This is a genomic window from Spirosoma oryzicola (assembly GCF_021233055.1).
Taxonomy (GTDB): domain Bacteria; phylum Bacteroidota; class Bacteroidia; order Cytophagales; family Spirosomataceae; genus Spirosoma; species Spirosoma oryzicola.
In genome coordinates this window covers 3,746,297-3,765,223 of record NZ_CP089538.1, presented here as the reverse complement: position 1 = coordinate 3,765,223, position 18,927 = coordinate 3,746,297, and the positions used below count along the sequence as shown (strand labels likewise).

At 49.7% G+C, this 18,927-nt stretch carries 15 protein-coding genes; 5 read left to right on the top strand and 10 right to left on the bottom strand.

Annotated elements, in window-relative coordinates; genetic code table 11:
- Nucleotides 1-56: 56 nt before the first annotated feature.
- Nucleotides 57-977 carry an RluA family pseudouridine synthase gene (locus LQ777_RS15940; RefSeq protein ID WP_232558922.1) on the bottom strand — a complete coding sequence of 307 codons (921 nt, stop codon included), beginning with the start codon at nt 975-977 and terminating at the stop codon, nt 57-59.
- A 226-nt stretch (nt 978-1,203) separates the two neighbouring features.
- Here LQ777_RS15940 and LQ777_RS15935 point away from each other — a divergent pair, with 226 nt between their 5' ends.
- Both LQ777_RS15935 and LQ777_RS15930 read left to right on the top strand, forming a co-directional pair.
- Nucleotides 1,204-2,343, top strand: coding sequence for an FIST signal transduction protein (locus LQ777_RS15935; RefSeq protein ID WP_232558921.1), 1,140 nt, complete (start codon nt 1,204-1,206; stop codon nt 2,341-2,343).
- Nucleotides 2,343-3,872 (top strand): ATP-binding protein, encoded by a 1,530-nt coding sequence (locus LQ777_RS15930; RefSeq protein WP_232558920.1) that lies wholly within the window; start codon nt 2,343-2,345, stop codon nt 3,870-3,872. The genes LQ777_RS15935 and LQ777_RS15930 overlap by 1 nt, the downstream gene beginning before the upstream one ends.
- A gap of 5 nt (nt 3,873-3,877) precedes the next feature.
- Here the strand turns inward: LQ777_RS15930 and LQ777_RS15925 are convergent, their stop codons facing one another.
- Both LQ777_RS15925 and LQ777_RS15920 read right to left on the bottom strand, forming a co-directional pair.
- Nucleotides 3,878-4,657, bottom strand: a complete 780-nt coding sequence (locus LQ777_RS15925) for a LytR/AlgR family response regulator transcription factor (RefSeq protein ID WP_232558919.1) — start codon at nt 4,655-4,657, stop codon at nt 3,878-3,880.
- Between the two features lie 22 nt (nt 4,658-4,679).
- A complete protein-coding gene (locus LQ777_RS15920) occupies nt 4,680-5,855 on the bottom strand; it encodes a sensor histidine kinase (protein ID WP_232562862.1) in 1,176 nt (391 codons plus the stop codon).
- Between the two features lie 181 nt (nt 5,856-6,036).
- Between LQ777_RS15920 and LQ777_RS15915 the strand changes: the two genes are divergently transcribed.
- Complete coding sequence (locus LQ777_RS15915) at nt 6,037-6,882, top strand: SdiA-regulated domain-containing protein (RefSeq protein ID WP_232558918.1); 846 nt, start codon at nt 6,037-6,039, stop codon at nt 6,880-6,882.
- Between the two features lie 24 nt (nt 6,883-6,906).
- On the opposite strand, the gene LQ777_RS15910 is transcribed toward LQ777_RS15915, so the two are convergent.
- Nucleotides 6,907-7,932: a GntR family transcriptional regulator gene (locus tag LQ777_RS15910; RefSeq protein ID WP_232558917.1), complete on the bottom strand. Its 1,026-nt coding sequence runs from the start codon at nt 7,930-7,932 to the stop codon at nt 6,907-6,909.
- A 196-nt stretch (nt 7,933-8,128) separates the two neighbouring features.
- Between LQ777_RS15910 and LQ777_RS15905 the strand changes: the two genes are divergently transcribed.
- Complete coding sequence (locus LQ777_RS15905) at nt 8,129-9,259, top strand: AI-2E family transporter (protein ID WP_232558916.1); 1,131 nt, start codon at nt 8,129-8,131, stop codon at nt 9,257-9,259.
- 74 nt (nt 9,260-9,333) lie between these two features.
- Here LQ777_RS15905 and LQ777_RS15900 read toward each other — a convergent pair whose 3' ends face one another.
- Nucleotides 9,334-10,341 carry a nitrilase-related carbon-nitrogen hydrolase gene (locus tag LQ777_RS15900; RefSeq protein ID WP_232558915.1) on the bottom strand — a complete coding sequence of 336 codons (1,008 nt, stop codon included), beginning with the start codon at nt 10,339-10,341 and terminating at the stop codon, nt 9,334-9,336.
- Nucleotides 10,342-10,516: 175 nt separating this feature from the next.
- Here LQ777_RS15900 and bshB1 point away from each other — a divergent pair, with 175 nt between their 5' ends.
- Nucleotides 10,517-11,236 (top strand): bacillithiol biosynthesis deacetylase BshB1, encoded by a 720-nt coding sequence (gene bshB1, locus LQ777_RS15895; protein WP_232558914.1) that lies wholly within the window; start codon nt 10,517-10,519, stop codon nt 11,234-11,236.
- A 75-nt stretch (nt 11,237-11,311) separates the two neighbouring features.
- On the opposite strand, the gene LQ777_RS15890 is transcribed toward bshB1, so the two are convergent.
- The 5 genes from LQ777_RS15890 to LQ777_RS15870 all read right to left on the bottom strand — a co-directional run bounded on the left by LQ777_RS15890 (nt 11,312) and on the right by LQ777_RS15870 (nt 18,912).
- Nucleotides 11,312-12,313: a hypothetical protein gene (locus tag LQ777_RS15890; RefSeq protein ID WP_232558913.1), complete on the bottom strand. Its 1,002-nt coding sequence runs from the start codon at nt 12,311-12,313 to the stop codon at nt 11,312-11,314.
- A gap of 12 nt (nt 12,314-12,325) precedes the next feature.
- Entirely contained in the window at nt 12,326-15,052 is a 2,727-nt protein-coding gene (locus LQ777_RS15885) for a hypothetical protein (RefSeq protein WP_232558912.1), read from the bottom strand.
- A 109-nt stretch (nt 15,053-15,161) separates the two neighbouring features.
- Nucleotides 15,162-16,553: a protoporphyrinogen/coproporphyrinogen oxidase gene (locus LQ777_RS15880; protein WP_232558911.1), complete on the bottom strand. Its 1,392-nt coding sequence runs from the start codon at nt 16,551-16,553 to the stop codon at nt 15,162-15,164.
- A gap of 83 nt (nt 16,554-16,636) precedes the next feature.
- Complete coding sequence (locus LQ777_RS15875; RefSeq protein WP_232558910.1) at nt 16,637-17,398, bottom strand: glycosyltransferase family 2 protein; 762 nt, start codon at nt 17,396-17,398, stop codon at nt 16,637-16,639.
- 347 nt (nt 17,399-17,745) lie between these two features.
- Nucleotides 17,746-18,912 (bottom strand): acyltransferase family protein, encoded by a 1,167-nt coding sequence (locus LQ777_RS15870; RefSeq protein ID WP_232558909.1) that lies wholly within the window; start codon nt 18,910-18,912, stop codon nt 17,746-17,748.
- Nucleotides 18,913-18,927: the final 15 nt, after the last annotated feature.

Genomic DNA, 18,927 nt, shown 5'->3' with positions numbered 1-18,927 from the left:
AGGTAGAACAACGCACGAAAAACCAATCGTTACCGAATAGCGGTTTACCTACACGGCTATGCCTCTCGTTCCTTTACAACGCTTAAAAAACTCTTCGGCACAGGGGCATCAAACCGCATTGGCTGGCCACTGATGGGGTGCTCAAAAGCCAGTACCTCAGCGTGTAAACCCAGACGTCCGATTGGGTCCGATGTGGCCCCATATTTGGCGTCGCCCACGATTGGATGGCCAATGTCCTGCATGTGAACGCGGATTTGGTTTTTTCGGCCCGTTTCTAATTCCAGATTGAGCAGCGCGTAGCCGTTGGCACTTTTTACAACGTTGTAATTCGTAACCGCCAACTGGCCGTTATCCGGATTCTGACTTGAATAAACGATCAGAGCTTTGCTTTCGCGCAGGTACGAAACAACCGTACCGGTTGGTGGTTCGGGTATGCCTTCTACCAGGCCAACGTAGGTTCGCTGTTTGGTCGTCGCGTTCCACGATTCCTGCATCAACCGCTGTACTTTCTCGCTTTTGGCAAACATCATCACACCAGACGTTTCACGGTCGAGCCGGTGGATGATAAAAATCCGGTTCTTGGGATTCTCTTTCTTAATGTAATCGCTTAAGATGCTGTAGGCTGTGCGGTCTCTTTCCTTATCGGTACCCATCGATAGCAAACCAGCCTGTTTGTTGATTACAATCAGGTGCGAATCTTCAAATAGGATAGTAAGACCCCGATACTGAGACGTTTGAGGGGCTCGGTTGGCGGCTACCGTAACGATCTGCCCCGCCCGTAGGGGGTGATTGAACTGCGTATATACTTTGTCATCAACAAGAATCTGCTTGTTTTTTAGCAAAGACTTGATGTTGTTTCTATTCTTGTGAGGCAACTGCGCAATCAGAAACGTCATTAGTTCGACTGGTTCTGAAACGGTTAAATTAACGTCGGTGCGTTCACCGCGTCTCCGGGGAGATTGGTCTGGTTTATCCATTGGACAAAGATACGGGTTCGCAGTCGTATCCTACCGCTAAACATTGCCATAACCTTTTGGCCAGACTGGTAATTTGGTAAACCTACGTTTTAGTAGCTATATCATTGCGATAAAATAAATATATAAATATAATGTATTACTATATAGTAAAAATAACTATATAATTACGTAGAATTGTACTTATATAGATAATGTGTATCGAGATGTACACACGTCATTACACACGATGAGAATAGGGCAGACAAGGTTTGTCGGAGGCAGCTGGGAAACGATTTCAGGAACGCCGGATTTTCGGCCCGAACAGGCGCAGCTTGTTTTGGCCTTTGGCGAACGAAGGTTATTGGAAGAGGGTGATCATTACAAACACCTGCGTCAGCTCTACCCGACAGCGCACATTGTCATCAACTCTACGTCAGGGGAAATAATTGCCGATAAAGTTTATGACGATACCCTGGTTGTTACGGCCATTGAGTTTGAGAAGACAACCGTTCGGGCGGTTCAAATAGATATTGCTGATTACAAAGAAAGCTACGGGACTGGTGAACAGATTGCCTGCGCGTTGAGTGACGATAATCTGGCCGCTATTGTCCTCATCTCGGACGGTGGCGTTGTCAATGGGAGTGATCTAATTGAAGCCAGCAACCAATGCCTGAACCGCCTGGTTCCCGTAATTGGTGGGTTAGCCGGTGACGGCGACCGTTTTGAACGAACACTGGTAGGGTTGAATCAAAATCCTGTTTCGGGCAAAGTTGTGGGTGTCGGCTTGTATGGTTCGGCGTTGAAAATAGGGCATGGATCGGTGGGGGGCTGGGACGTGTTCGGTCCTGAACGTGAAGTGACCAAATCATCCTACAACGAATTGTTTCAGATAGACGACCGCATTGCTCTTGATCTATACAAAGACTATCTGGGAAAATACGCCGATGGCTTGCCCGGAACGGCTTTGTTGTTTCCCTTGTCGATCCGAACGACGCTTGACTCACAACCGCTAGTGAGGACAATTTTGTCCATTAACGAAACGACGAAAAGCATGACGTTTGCTGGCGACATCCCGCAGGGTTCCCGCGTCCGATTTATGCGCGCCAATCTGGATCGGCTGGTCGAAGCGTCGGCCACGGCGGCTCAGGCATCCCTTCAACAACTGGGAGAAACGCCCGAATTGGCCCTGCTTATCAGCTGCGTTGGGCGCAAACTTATCCTGGGGCAACGTACGGAGGAAGAGGTTGAAGTGGCCCGTGAAATATTCGGTCATCAGCCTATAATGACAGGATTTTATTCGTACGGAGAAATTGCGCCGGCGGGGCCGGACAGTCCTGGCGAATTACACAATCAGACCATGACCATAACCATCCTTTCCGAGCGGTAATGAACGTTAATTCACTGCACAAAATCCTGATCCGTCAGATAAACCGTCATTTGACCCCGGAATGCCTGGAACACGAACGTTTTCAGCAGTTTATTAAAGCTGTCAATGACTCGTACCTCAATTTTGACCGGGATAAAGAGTTGCTCGAACACTCGGCCCTGCTTAATGAACGCGAATACTCAGCGATAAATCAGCAGTTGAAAGACGAGGTTAGCCAGCGACGCCAGTCGGTAGAAAAGCTCATGGAAGCCATTCATCTGATCGAAGTTCCGGAGGGTGAATCTATGGCGGATTTCGACCCGAACAATCTAATCGGTTTAGTTGGTTTTTTGCAGCGGCAGATTGAACACCGGAAAACGATTGAAGCGGAGTTGCGGAATGCAAAAGAAGTTGCCGAAAACGCCACACAGGCTAAGTCGGATTTTCTGTCGATGATGAGCCACGAGATCCGCACCCCGCTTAACGGGATCGTTGGCATGACGTATCTGATGATGCAGGAGGAAGTGCCTCTGGCATTAACTGAAAATCTAAAAACTCTCCAGTTTTCCATCGAACACCTGCAAGCGCTGATCAATGATATTCTGGATTTCAGCAAGATAGAAGCCGGGAAGGTTGAACTTGAGGAAATCAATTTCGATCTGAAGCAACTTGTCTCAAACATCAAACGGGCGCAGCAGGCTAAAGCGCAGGAAAACGGTAACCGAATCCGGTTGATGATCGACGACGACATTCCTGATTCGCTGGTTGGCGACTCGCTGCGAATTGGGCAGGTACTAACCAACCTAGTGTCTAATGCTATCAAGTTTACGAACCAAGGTACGATTACGATAGAGCTGTCTCTGGAGCACCGCACCGAAGAACGGGCTTCTATTTACATATCGGTGCAGGATACGGGCATAGGCATTGCCAAGGACAAGCAGGAAGCCATTTTTACGATGTTTACGCAGGCTAACTCGGCCACGACCCGAAAATTCGGGGGGACGGGCTTGGGCTTGGTAATCACCAAAAAGCTGCTTGAGTTGTATGAGAGCGCCATTCAGATAAAAAGTGAGGAAGGCAAAGGAGCAACCTTTTCGTTCACCCTCGATCTGGGAATCAGTCGTGTAGCTGTACCCGCAATGGCAATGCCCGATACCGTCGATAACAAGACCTTAAAAGGGCTGAAAGTTCTTTTGGTTGAGGATTACCCCGTGAATGTAAAGGTGGCGATGAAGTTTCTGACCATGTGGGGGATTGACGTAGAAACGGCAGAAAATGGTCTGATCGGCGTCAACAAATACCGGGATGGGCAGTTTGACCTGGTTCTGATGGATCTTCAGATGCCAGAAATGGATGGCTATACAGCGGCCTACGAAATCAGTAAGCTGGATCCCGATGTACCGATCATTGCGCTGACGGCTTCGGCCACATTCAGCAACCAGGACCGGGCCGTCAAGGTCGGTATGGTCGATTACGTTACCAAGCCGTTCAATCCAAAAGATCTATTCTATAAAATCGCTAAGTACAGCCAGCGGCAGATACTTCTGTAAGCCAGCTATTTCCCCAGCCATTCTTTAAATTCGGTTACGCGGTCTCCACTGACAAAGACTTCCTGCTTTGTTTTGGGCATCAGGTCAAGCTTGAGTTTGCCCGCCGAAAACGTATGGATGGTATGGATGGCGGGGAGTGACACTAAAAACTGGCGACTGATGCGAAAAAAATGGCGTGGATTAAGCAACTGCGTCAGCTTGTCCAGACTGTAGTCAACGGGGAGGTTTAAGCCATCCTTTGTAACCAGGAAAACAATTTTTTCTTCCAGATAAAAATACGCGATGTCGTGCGTACTGATGCTCCGGATCTTATTCCCGACTGTGATCATGAACCGATCTTTGTAGTCCATTTCGCGGGGCTTGCCAATCAAACTTAACAGCGTGTCCAGATCGGGGGTAGGCGGACTCGTTACGCCAAACTGCTTCTTGAACGACTTGAATTTTTCAATGGCGGCTACCAGCTCATCGTAATTAATCGGTTTGAGCAGATAATCGATGCTATTCACTTTAAACGCCTGGATCATGTATTCGTCGTAGGCCGTCGTGAACACAACCGGTGTGGTCAGATTGGCCTGCTCGAAAATCCGGAAGCCCAGATCATCTTCCAGGTGAATATCCATAAACACCAGATCGATAGCCGGATGGCTTGGTTGGCTTAGCCAGCCTACTGCTTCGGCCACGGACGGCAACCGGCTTAAGACGTTAATGGTCGGATCGTACTTGTGCAGAAGACTTTCCAGTCGTTTGGCCGTCAGGTTTTCATCTTCGATAATAACTACGTTCATTGTTTAGCAGACAATTAAGCGATTAGACGATTGTACTAGCCGCTGGCTCACTGACCGGGATTCGCTCGTTTAAAAGCGGAATCTTTACGATAAAATCACCTTCATTCTCGCCCACCCAGACTGGCTGATCGGTAAGCAAAGCGTATCGGGTAATGATGTTTTGCAATCCGACGCCCGTCGAATGTTCGGATTGCGGGCGCGGCTGGAGATTATTCTGCACGATCAAATTTTCGCCGTCGAGCTGAATGTATACGTGCAACGGTTCCTTGGCCGACATTCGGTTGTGCTTAACGGCATTCTCGACCAGCAGTTGCAAGGTCAACGGAGCAATGCTGTACCGACTCTGATCGGCTTCGGGTACATTGATAACCACGTCGAACTTGTTTTCGAAGCGAATGTTCAGCAAGAAACGGTACGCCTGAATAAACTCAAGCTCGGTTTTAAGCAATACCCGTTCGTTATCCTTTTGCTCCAGAATGTAGCGGTACGCTCGGGACAACTGATCGATGAATTTTTCGGACAGATCCGCATCGGCATGGACCAGCGATGACAGAATGCTCAGGCTATTAAAGAGAAAATGTGGATTGACCTGACTTTTAAGGGCGGCAAACTGAGCCTGCACGTTTTCCTTTTCGAGTCGTTCGGCCCGTACCTGCACATCTTCCAGCTGGCGGTAGGCCCGGCGGTTGGCTGCCAGATAAAAAGCCGACAACATCGCCATCACCGTCAGACCATTGTTGACGCGTCGGCGCTGCTCCCGGTTTTTACGGCGCTCTTCGGAAACGGGGGGTGTGGGTTCAACCCGTTGCGGGCGTGGCTCCTGCTCACGAATAAGGCCAAAGCCCTTTTGCAGCGTATCATCCACACTATGCCAGATCGTGTAAAAAGCAATGTTGAAAACAACGGCCAACGCGCTGGCAATGGCCAGAGTCGCTAATTGGGCCGGAATCTTGAACTCGATGAGAAAGCCTTCGCCAGAGCGCTTAAAAAGCCGTTGCTGAAGCCACTCCGTTACGTTGATCCAGGAATAAAAAAATAAAATGCTCAGTATGGTTTCCAGCAACCAGAACGGAATGCTGCGTTCGACAAGCGACCAGCTAAATGCCGATATGTTAACGTAGAGCCGAATAGGCCAATAAACGGCAAACACGCTCAGGGCGAGTTGCCATTTTTGTCGATTCGTCAGGCGATGGGTCATAGTTGCGGCAGTCATTATACAAAGCTAAGTATAGTGAATACCACACAAAAAAGAAACCGGCGGAATGCCAGTTTCCGCAACCTGAATGACGCCATTCTGTTTTTGAGTAAAGACGACTGCGCGAATTAGTAGTTGAAATTACAGGTCTTACGTCTATTTTTACCGGCAAACGCCCTTGTTCATGAATCGTATCATTACCGGAATCTTGCTGTTACTGGTCAGTTGCGGCCCTTCATCCGAAACGAAAAAAAGCGCGGAAGATACACCCGAAGCGGGAAAACTTGCGGCCTCGTTCACGCTACCGTATCGGCTCACAGCACCCGATGAAACCTATACGTTGCCCAAAGCACTGGAAGAAATATCGGGGCTGACATACTACAAAAACGATCAGCTACTTTGCGTACAGGACGAGGAAGCGGTTGTGTATGTGTTCGATACGAAAAAGAAGGCCGTCGTTAAAGACTTTGGCTTTGGTGGATACGGTGACTTTGAAGGTATTGAATATGTAAACGATGAGGTTTACGTGCTGGAAAGCAACGGTAATCTGTTTCGCTTTAAACCGGAGTCAACTCAGATTGGCCGGACTAAAACGGATCTGCCCAAGAAAACAGAGGTCGAGGGTCTGGGTTACGATCCCAAAACGAAGCGGTTGCTGATTGCGGTCAAAAACGGTGGTCCGTCGAGCGACAAGACCGTTTATTCGTTCGATCTGCTGAACAAGGCTGTTTTTAAGGACATGAGCCTGAACGATGAACAACTCGAAGGCGCGGGTATAGACCCCAAAAGTTATAAACCATCCGGCATTGCCGTTCATCCGATTACGGGCGAGTGGTACATTCTGACGTCGGCGGGCAAGCGGTTGCTGATTACCAACCGACAGGCCAAAATCATCTATTCCGAACCGCTCGATCCGAAACAATACCGTCAGCCCGAAGGAATCTGCTTCGCGCCCAACGGCGACCTGTTTATTGCCAGCGAAGGAAACGGCAAAAAAGGCTACATCATGAAGTTTGCGTATAAAAAATAAGGGACTGACTTCGACGGGCATTGTTTATAGCGATGCCCGTCGAATAAGCTTAAACGGATTTTTGATTTTTTCGGAGCGATGCGCCAGCATAAGTTGTGCGGCTGAGCGACCCATTTGTTCATGATCGGTCGAGACGACCGTAATGCCATCGGCGAGTACTTCTTTGAGGGGTGTTTCGTTGAACGATAGAATACCAACGTCGCGCCCAAGCGTCAGGTTTTGGCGTCGTACCTGCCGGACAAGCTCAGCCAGATCGCTGTCTTCAAGCACAACATAGGCCGTACCCGGTTCTATCGTGTTGTTGACCGTTGTGGCTAGAACCGAAAAATTCTTTTTGTAGTGAACCGCGTAGTTTCTGAATCCCTGGATAATCTCGGTAGGGTAGCGCACGTCTCCGGGAAAGATTAAAACCAGCTTACCGTATTTTTCGAGCAGATCCGACCCTGATTCCAGCGCTTCGTATAAATCGTTGTCGAACTGCTGATAGACAGCGATGTAGTCACCTTTCAGATCAGGTAGTCCTTTATCCAGCAGAACCAGTTTGTTGGCCGGAATGTCGGATAGCAGCGAGCGAATGTTGACCGATTGAGCCGGAGCCGTTATTTGGTCGTAGAAATGCGGCATGACAACGTAATAATCGTAGTCGCCCTGGCCGTCCTGAATGAGCTGAGCGCATTTAGCCGTATCGTGGTGGTGCAGGCGCAGGTCAACCACCGCGCCGGGGCCTAGCGCATCGAGGAGGGCGTAATAAATGATTTTTTTGTAGGCGCTGAGTTTGTTCATGAGCAGCAGCACCCGGAGCTGGTCCGGCCCTTCGCGCCGAACAAAATAGCCTTTGCCCCGAACCGACTCAATAACCCCGTCTTTCTTAAGAACCTTGTAGGCTTTCTCAACGGTGTCGCGCGCCAGATAAAATTCGACGCTTAGTTCGTTGATCGACGGTAGCTGTTCATCGCGGTGTAAGGTTCCTGTTTCTATTCCGTGCAAAACGGCTTCAACGATCTGACGATATTTCGGAATACTGGAACGTTCGTTGATGGTCAACTGCATAAGGTTACAGGTAGGGTTTGGGACAGTAAAGTAGGCGATTTTTTTGTAAAGCCATAATCCGTCAACCCACACACTACTGGCTGTCCGCAATTGTCGATTCGCTCTACCAACGAAAATAATTTGGGTACTGCACCCGTAAATAGGGTAGCCGATTGATCGTCATTTTAGTTTATGCGTAAATGTAATCTTAGCCCGTATGCTCTCTGACGTTAAGCGACCCCACTATCACCAGTTCTCACTATCATTATTATCGCTTGCTATTATAACCGCAGCCGTCTATCTAGGTCAGGATATTCTGGTTCCGTTGGCTATGGCGGGCTTACTAGCGGTCTTGTTACGACCTGTCGAAGATCGCCTTATGCGATTGGGTATACACAAAGTAATTGCCATTAGTCTGGCACTGTTGCTGGCTGCTGTTGTACTGCTGGGTACTGCCGCCGTATTATCGATGCAACTGGCAGATCTAACGGACGACATTCCTAAAATTCGTCAGAACATTAACGATGTTTACCACGAAGTGCAGCAGTGGGTTCGACGCGAGTACAACGTTAGTTATCGCCAGCAGAACCAGTACATCCAGAAGGCGCAGGCCCAAACGCTGAACAGCTTACAAAGCCCGGATACACTAGGCGTTATTGCCGGGCCGCTCGGTACGCTTACGCTAATTCCAATTTACGTCTTCTTGCTGCTTTACTACCGGACAATGCTCATCCACTTTGTCGTGGTTCTTTTCTCGGAAAAATACAGCAGCCAGGTGCATGAAGTAATGACAGAAATCAAGGGCGTCATTCAGAGTTATATGGTCGGCTTACTGTTCGAAACGGTCGCCGTTGCGATACTCAACACGGTCGGCTTATTAATATTGAACGTTCAGTATGCCGCGTTGCTGGGGATAATGGCCGCCATCCTGAACCTGATTCCGTACATCGGTGGGTTGGTTGCCACAGCGCTAACGGTGTTGATTACGTTTAGCAACCAGCCCGACGTTCCCATTGTTCTTGGCGTCGTGGGTGTTTTCCTTTTTGTGCAATTTATTGATAACAACGTCCTTGTGCCGCTTATTGTAGCGTCAAAAGTGCGGGTCAATGCGCTTGTGTCTATTGTTGGTGTATTAATTGGTGGAGCGGTAGCGGGCGTGTCCGGTATGTTTTTGTCGATTCCCGCCATCGCCATTATGAAGGTAATCTTCGACCGGGTTGAGAGCTTACGGGCTTGGGGAATTCTACTGGGTGATCAGACACCCGAAGAGATGGGCAACAATTTACTACGCCTGCCCAAACGCCGACGAAAAGTAATTATAATCGACCCAAGCGAAATGACGGAATAAGATTCGATGTTGAATAGAAGCCCTAGAGAATGCGAATTGCTCATACGCATCGTTCTTAGGGCTTCGACTACCCGCTAACTATACATTTTCTTGATCACTTCCTGCTGTGTTCGAATAAAGTGCTGACGTTCGGCGGGTTGACTCAGCAGTGTATTAGGGGGAAAGAAATTGTGTCTGGCGTAGCTTTCGGCAAATAGCTCAAATCGCTGACGAGCTAGCAGATTGCCCGCTGCCGGACGTTGCCGAAATTCCCGTAGCATCGCCAGATCGATATCGGCATTGGCTACCATGCTCTCGCCGTAACCGGCTTCGGCCAGCACTGTTCCTTTGGGGTCAATGATTTTGGAACCGGCGTCAGAACTGCCCATAGGTAGCGAAGTACCGACGAGACCAGCTGAATTGGCTGATACCACGTAAGTCATGTTTTCGATGGCGCGGGCCATCTTAGCAACGTTGCGTTGGGTCAGTTGCGGACTACCCACTTCCGATGTAGAGTGCAAGAGCACTTCGGCCCCCCGAATGGCTAAACAGCGGGCTACTTCGGGATATAGAATATCTTCTGACGCGATACAGGCTAGATTACCAATGTTGGTTTTGACAACGGGAAACAGTGAATCGTAACCGTAGGCGTCCAGGTACAACTCCCAAACGTCGTGGGGGGTAGGCGACAGCATCGAGTTCAAACGCCGGTAGCGCAGGAGCACGTCACCGTTGGGACCGATGATAAAGCTGGTTTGAAAATAAAGCTCCGGAAAAAAAGAATCTTGCTCGTAGGCGTTTCCTGAGAAGTAGATTTGCTGGCGCTGAACCATTGCACTGAGTGCTTCGTAAATGCGTCCGTTGATCTCGAGAGCCGCTTTTTCCCGCCATTGGTCAGTCGTTTCGTCCAGTGGGAAACCTGTCAGGAAGTATTCGGGAACGACAACAAGTAAGGTATCGCGTCCGATGAGGTTGATAGAAGCCGCTATCTGTTTTTCAAGGCGGTCGATGGTTTGAAGCATCGCCGTTTCAGCCTCGTCGCGGGTTTGGTAAGCATTGACACTTTGACAGGTTACTTGAAGAGCAAGCGCTTTATACGACATAACTACGTTTGTGTGGGAATGGTAAGGGTTCTGCGTCAAAAATAATTGTTTCGATGGAAAAATGATGCATCACTGTTTTTAGACATAAGCGAACAAATTAGCGTATTCTTTGATTGTCAGAGTAACTGGCTGTTGATGAAAATAGGGAAAAGTCAGCATAATTAATGCTAAGTTCATGAAAGTAGATGTATTGGCTATTGGGGCTCACCCCGACGATATTGAAATGACCTGCGCAGGTACCATCCTGTCGTTGGTCGAACAGGGTAAAACCGTGGCTGGGGTCGACCTGACCCGGGGTGAATTGGGCACGCGGGGCACACCCGAAACGCGATTGAAGGAAGCCGAAGAGGGAGCGCGGATTATGAAGTTAGCAGCCCGCGAGAACATGGGATTTCGCGATGGATTTTTTCGCAACGACGAAGCGCATCAGATGGCGCTGATACCGATTATCCGTCATTACAAGCCCGACATTATTCTTACTAACACCGTCGAAGACCGGCACCCCGATCATGGTCGGGCGGCTCAGTTGGTTATCGAAGCTTGTTTTTACGCCGGTTTACGACAAATCAAAACGGTCGGGAAAGACGGCCAGCCGCAGGATGCACACCGGCCTATTTACATCTACCATTTTATTCAGGATCGTTCGCTCAAGCCCGATTTCGTGGTTGACGTAACGCCGTACTGGGATCGCAAACTGGATGCGATCAAAGCCTATAAAAGTCAGTTTTTTGATCCAAGTAATACTGAACCACAGAGCTACATTTCGGGCGAACCGTTCATGAAGTTTCTCGAATCCCGCACCCGCGAACATGGCCACATGATTGGCGCTGAGTTTGGCGAAGGCTTTATTTCGAAGCGGATGCTTGGTGTAAAAGATTTGTTTCAGCTCGTCTAGCGTTCTGGACCAGTTAATAAGCCGATTGACAATTAGTTTTAGACAGGCCGTTTCTTGCTGACACGGCCTGTTTGTTTATATAGCCAGTTGCTTCCGGACCGCTTCCAGCCACAGGGACCGGCCCTGGCAGTTCCAGTGCGTATCGCCGTTTAAGTACGGCGATTGTTTTGCCTGCTTGTAAGGCAAGTAAATATTTACCGTTTTAACGCGTAGAGCGGGACTGTTCTGTACCCGTTCGATCAGGTGGTTATAAGCACCACGATTCGGTTCCAGAATAGTAGCTTTGTTTGGAATAATGGACAGATAAACGTCGTCGAAACCCAGTCGACGGTAGCGGTCGGCCACCGAGTTGAGGCTGTCTACCAGTGTATTGACCTCCGCATCCGACAGCTCGGAAAAAGACGATAGCTTCTTCCGAGTAGTGTCCGTATCGAAATCCAGGAAAATGTTTTTCTGATCGCGGGATAAGCTGACACCCGTACTGGCCCGGTTGAACCAGTCGAGCGTCAGAGTCGCTTTGGCCTCTTTAAACCAGAAGGCCCAGTCCTGGCTGAACAGGGTAGACGCCAGCCGTTCTTCGACGTCAGATCGGTGGTAGTCCGCGTTCAGTTTTTCCCACCACGTCTGGATGGGAGTAGGGTTTTGCGCGGTATCCTTCTCGACTACTAGTTCATTCACGGGTTGGGCAAAATGTTCGCGAAAATGCCGTTCAACCGTTTCCAGCAACAACACATTTCGTTTACTTGGGTCTAGTTGCGCCCGTTGCGTAAAGCCCCATTTTACCCGTTGGTAATGGCTTACCCGAAAATCGTTCTGACCAATGCGTTGCTCTTCCGAGAAGCTATCGCCGATGATGTATAAATGCGTGGAAGCCGTGTCGCTCGCCCGGTTCGATGGGGGGCAAACGGGCTGATCATCCTTAAACTGCGATAGGGCCGAAATCCGGTACAGATCGCCGTGGCGGTAATCATCAACGATGACACCGGCGTTGTATAACCAGTGTGAAACGGTTGAGGAAAGACCAGCTACCCACAGAATAAGGGCGACAAAAAGAACAGTATATCGAAGAAAACGCATGGTGGATACTACTTACCGAAGTCGGATGCTAAATAACTGAACAGCCTGTTTAGCTCCGCTTAAAATGTATAATTCGTTGGTTCGTTCGTCGAATTGCAAAGCAATTGGGAAATCGCTGGGAATGGGGCGGTCGCCGATGATACGCCCATTCAGATCGTAGAGCACGGTAAAACTGCCTGATTTGACGCTGATGAGTTCGATACCTGCGCCAAGTCGGTGGTAGCGAACGTTGTTACGACCCGGTTGCAAGGCCCGAACGTCGAACCGGCGTTGTCCGTTTTGATCGAGTATGGTCATTTCGGTATCGCTTGTGCGCAGCAACAGCCAGTTTGTTTGAGCTTCGTCGGGGAAAAGTCGAAACGAGCCGCTACGCACTGGCCGGTAAAGCTGTGTTTTTTGCGCAATCAAGCCGTTGGCATTCAACGTCAACAATTGACCTTCCTCGGTAATCGTCCGAATGGTCGACTGACCAATGGGCTGAAAGGCGGGTCCGGCAAAGCGAATTTCCGAATCATCCTCGCTAGATCGTTCAATACGGGTTGGAAAGTGGGGGAGTGACTGACCATTTTCGCGCCAGCGATTCAGCGTACCGTCCTGCTGTGCTGCCAGCACTTCCATGCCTGTTCGGGTAGCAATAACCTGAAAAGGCAAGAGAAGCGGTCCTTTACGGGGGGCTTTCATGATCTGGATAAACGCTTTTCGTTGCCGGTCGAGGGCATACACCTGTCCATCCTGGTGGGTAACCAGCGCTACCCAGTTGCGTTGCAAGCTACCACGCGGACGAGTCAGGTACGTGGGGTCGATACCCGCCGGAAGTTTGATCGTGTTCAAACGCACCGACTTCTGACGTGGATCGGCTATGTACAGCGTTCGGTCGGTCATGAACAGGTATTGTAGATTTCCGTTATCCAGGAAGTCAACCGCCAGCGTGTTGCTCCGAACGGGACCGTCGATATTTTTCTGTACAATCTTGTCACCATCGGGTGTCACCAAAACAAACTGACCTGCATCGTTCTGCGCGTAAAACGGGGCTAACCCTTCGCTCAAGCTGCCGGCTACGACCGGAGCGGCAATCAGGGCAGCATCAAACGCCGTCTTTTTCTGCAATAGCAGTCGATTCAGAACGGCCTTGCTGGCTCGGCGGGTGGTACGACCCAGAACCAGCGTAGACAATATTTTTTCGTTTCCGTAGCTGGCCTGATAAGCCATATTTTCCAGGTTCGCCAGGGCTGAGCCGCGATCAGCTCCTTCGGGGCCGTCAAGTAGGTTCTGCCAGGCCAGCGGCCAGGTTGAGGTGAGCAGCGTTTGCGATTGGTCTGCATTAACGCGGTTCAGCCGAATAAAAGCGGTAAAATTAGCCGGGCGAAGCGTGTTTTTTATCAGGTCAGCCTGTCGCTGGTCCGTTGACCAAACCGCCTTGCGCTGAAGTTGCAACAGGTATTCCTGCATGGCTTCTTCGCCATTCGCCACAATCAGGGAGTTGCCGTGCTGCGTGATCCAGCTTCGTTGAAAGCCCGTAAACAAACTGCTGAAAAGCGAGGCTGGAAGTTCGGGCACATCGAGCAGGAGCGTCTTGTGCCCAAGAAATGTCTTTAACGGGGCAGGTGATTTCGCGCCAGCCAGGTAAGCGGCCTGTTGGTAAGCACTCGATAGCGCTTTTATATTGGTCGCGTTGAGGACCATCACCTGCTGACGAGCACCCGAAGGCGATTCCATCCGGCACAGCATTATATCCGATCCCAATGATTGATACAGTGCTTCGGTGGCCGGTTCAATTTGATCAAATCGGTCGCGTAAAAAATCGCTGGACGCTGACCGGAGCAGCTTGTTGAGCGACCGGCCAAAGCGAGGGGCGTCACTTACGCCAATGTAATAAAGAGTAGCCGTTGTCTGGGGGATTAAGTCCCCGCTTTGAATGCGTCGGGGCGTTTGTCCCGTAAATAAGGAAGCAACATCCTGCCGCCCACCGATCTCATCCGATGCGTATCCAATTAAATGCGAAGGCGACGCTGACGCACGAATTTGCAGGTTTAACTCTTCGGGCAGGAAAAGCCGAACCAGCGAGCTTGCGTTGCCAAAGAGCGATTGAAGTACTTCGGGACGCATGGACAAACCCGCCCAATGGTCGGCATCGACCTGAAACTTCGGCTCTGATCGGGGTAGCCGCAATGATTCGTGCATCCGTTTGGCTACATTCTCGATCAGAATACCGGACGAACTACCAACCAGAAAACCATCAGTAAGAATAAACGAGCCAACGGGTTCGTTGGAGCGGGATACTAAGTCGAAAATGCGTTCACCCGCAAAGGTATGACGCAAAATTCGATACTTGCGCGGATCGGGATTGGTCAGGCGATTGATGAAAGCCTGATCGTCGTCCGTCGTAGGAATGTAAAAAATGAAATCAAGCGTTGTCCGCGAAATAGAATGAAGGGAGTACCGGATGTTTTTGCCTTTCGCGAACCGGATGGCGGTTACCGAGTCGGTCGTTGCGTACAGGAACCGGTCGAGTCGTTGCCGGGCTTCGTCGAATACCGGCAGCTGCTGGAGTGCAACCTGGGTTCTTAGCGCCTGCGCGGATACGGTATCCTGTAGACGGTCGCTGGCTAGCACGAGCAAGGGGCCCGAAGGCATCAAAGACCATACTGTGCGCTTGGCTGGATAAAAAGATCGATACCCAAGCCATCCGCCAATGACGAGTAATACTGCCCCAAGACCAATCCAGACGCTTCGTTTCATAGGTGCAAAATAGTGAATAGTCGCTAGTCAACGGACATAGGCTTTCGGTAGAAAACTACCGGATAGCTACGACGAATGACTAACGACTATTGACTAAAAAGGTACTGGCTTATTTACCCCACATGGCATTGGCCGTTTCGGGGAAAGGCAGCGTTAATTCGGGAACGTTGGCAGCTACGCGGTTAGCCCATTCGACACCCTGCATAAGCGAGTGATCCTGGTTACTAACTTCGTATTTCCAGGCGCCAAACCGTCCGCGTGAGTAAATACCGAACGGCTCCAGTTTGGGTAGTACTGCTTTCAGAATGGCATCCCGTTCAACAGAAGGCGTTGGATAACCGTATTCGAATGGCATGTGGAACGTCGAAATTACGTCATCGGCTGATTCGATCAACTTGTCTTCGATCAACGCCTGGATCGTGTCGTTGATCAGCGTCTCGCGGTTGACGGGCTTGGCGGTCGACTCGCTCGTTTCGGTCATCAGCGACCAGTGCTGGTTGATATCCGGAACGTTATTAGGGCTGTAGTTCGAGAATACCGTTACGCGGTAATAGGGGCTGTTTGATTCCGGGAAATACATCCAGCACATCGTTTCCAGACTTGGTTTCGGCTTGCCTTTCAAACCAATACCGACAACGTTGGTCGACGAGTGTTTCAGGCCCTGCGCCGTTTGAACCGTATCCGCGTCCAGACCTTCTACCTGTTTGGTGAAGATATCGAGCGGAACCGTACTCATCAGGTGTTCGTAATGAATTTCTTCCCCGTTGGTCAGCACGATTTTCTTTTCGGGACCAACGACCTTTTGAACAGCTGCATTCAGCTTGATATTCTCCCGGCCGACCAGATCACCGACTGCCTCCCAGATACCGCCCGTTCCGCCATGTTTGGGGAATTGGAACGTACTGTTAGGACCCCACGAGAAATCATCCTGATCGAAGATAATGTTTTTCGTAACCCGTTGCAGATCCGTTACGGCTACCCGCTCACCAACCCAGACGGCGTTCATTTCCTCTGTAGGATAGGCCCATACCTTGAAGTTGTAAGGGAACATGAACGTTTCGGCCAGACCTGGTCCAAACGTTGCCAGAATCCACTCGCGGAAGTTCGCTGGTTTCTTATTCGTTGGAAACTTGTAGTTATGGATAATGCCTTCGAGACACTTCCACATCGTTTCGGGCGAAAGGTATTTGATGTTGTTCTGGAATGGATACGGAACAAACCGGTTTTCGATCCAGACCCATGATTCGCGTTGGTGCGACAGCCAGCCATCTGCACCCAGCGCTTTGTGCATCAGGTCATCGAAGTACTTGTAATGCGAGAATTGCACGTGACCACCAACGTCCCACGTAAACCCTTTCTCGTCGACAAAGCTTTTCGACAAACCACCAATGCGGTTTTCTTTTTCAAGAACGATGAAGTCGGTAATACCCAGTTCTTTCAGGCGGTATGCCGCGCCAAGGCCCGTCGGTCCTGAGCCAATAATGACGTATTTATAATTCATGGTTGTATAATGTACCCGGGTATATTAGTTAAAGTTGAGCCGCCATATTGGTTAACCTATAAACCCTATAACGTATTGTTAATTTATGCAGTTACTGGTTCCGGCTTTTTGAGTGCTTTCACCTTGCTACTAAGGTCAAGCCGGAATTGAGCGAGTTCTTTGAAGCTCTGTATGCACACCTTTAAAAGCTTCCATTTCAGGATCGAAACGGTACCTGTCTGACGCTCTTTGTGCGTGATGGGAATATCGAAGGTATTGTAACCCGCTTTCTTGGCCATAACGGCCAGGAATATATTGGGGGCAAACGGAGTCGGAGTCGGCAATTGAGCGAGTAATCGTTTGAGGAAACTTCCCCGGATAAGCCGGAACGGGATATTGCTATCCATGATGTACGTTCCGTAGATAAACGCAATGCTGAACCGAAGGATGCGGGTAATTACCAGACGAGCCGGAGCGTCGAAGCGTTCTTCGCGGTAACCCAGAATAAACGGGGATTCGTTTCGCTTAGCCCACAGCTTACCAAAGTCATCGGTAATGAACTGATCGTCGCTGTCCGTTTGAAAGACGTATTCTGAATCCAGCGCAACCGCCTGCCGATAGCCATTTACAACAGCGTTGCCGTGGCCACCGTTGGGTTGGTGAACAACCAGAAGTTTAGGGTACTTACTCTTGATCTGATCGAGAATGGCACCTGTGTTATCGCGTGAGCCGTCGTTAACGACAATCAATTTAGTATTATCGGTTGGAAACTGACGGGTCAGTAAATCGGTCCATTGCTTAACAACAACGTCAATAACTTCTTCTTCGTTGTAAGCGGGCATTACAATTGACAGCAGGATGCTCATGCAGCGTATCTATGGATTTCGTAACAGGTGGGCCGTTGGGCCGGTCCACCAAAAGGCCGAGCAATCTGACAGCCGCGACGCAAATGGTGTACAAACTTAAATTGCGCAAATATAGGAAATAGTTGTCGGTGCTCCTGTAAACTGAATAGGACTTTATTGAGCGGGAAAGCTGAATGCATATAAGGCAAGGTAGTTCAGCGATCTTTGTGTACAATCCCACGATAAGCCTGGTCGTTGAGCAGCGGTGTCTACGCTATACTTTGCCTGTTTGATGTCATCAGAAAGTGTTAATTGTAAATCAGGTGTTTTCTTCAGTGCGTATACTGGTATCTTGAATAGCCCCGCAATCAATAGGAGAAGCGGTCCTTTAGGTTATTGATCGGCTTTTCAATCAGATACCATGATAAGCTGGCGATAACAAGCGTCAGGGCTAAGTAAAAGCTGAACTGAAAAATATACGAACTATTCAGAAATGGTAATACATCGGTAATGCGTCGCCAGGCTCGTATCGTAAAATGCGTTGGGCGGGTATGGTATACGTTGAAGACAAAATTGTGATAAAGATACAGCCCGTAGCTAATCTTACCCATGTATTGGCTAACCGGATTTTCGAGTAACCACTTTATGGGACCACCAAACCCTAATACGGCTCGTCCAATCAGAAAGAATCCGACTAAAGAAGCGGCCAGCCGCTCCCACACGTCAGACATGACATTATGATGCCCCTGCCATCCACGCGGATCAGGAACGGCGGGTACAATTTTCGTCAACATGAGTACGGCAACGAACAGCAGTATACTAAACCAGATCCAGATGGTGTTCTGAAATACCTGCTGGAAGCGTTCACGCTGATACAACCACCAGAATGCCATAATCGTACCCAGTCCAAACGAATCCAGGCAGGCAGGCATGGTCACATAGCCAATGAACCAGGGTGCCCGCGCCCGGTAGAGCACGTAACGCAGTGCGACGGCACCCACAATCATGAGCATCGTCGTTAGCGGTACCCATCGGCGTGGCACCAGAAACAAAAGCAGTGGAAAAAACAAATAAAACTGTTCTTCTACCGCCAGTGACCACAAGTGATCCACGGTACCCATCCACACGGAATAATAAGCCATGTACAGGTTGGTTGCGTAAAGAGCCAGCCAGCCAAACGTCTGTCGGACGGGTGGTTCGTTAATCGCATAGAGAACAACCAAGACCAGATAATAGACCGGGAAGATACGGATTGTTCGTCGTATGTAAAAGATTTTCAGGTATTTACCTAAGCCACCGTTAGGGCTGTCTTTAAGCTTATCCTTGCTCGATAGCAGGATGCGGGTGATCAGAAAACCACTGAGAACAAAGAAGATCGTGACGCCTAGCGGGCCAAGTGGTACGTCGACGCGGCCAGCCATCCAGTGATCGAAAAGTACCAGCGCAACGGCGATAAACCGAATACCATCCAATTGACGAAGATGATACAAGGCTGGCCGTGCGGTGGTAGTAGTCGTTGGCGCGTTTGTTTGCATAACTCTATTTATTGG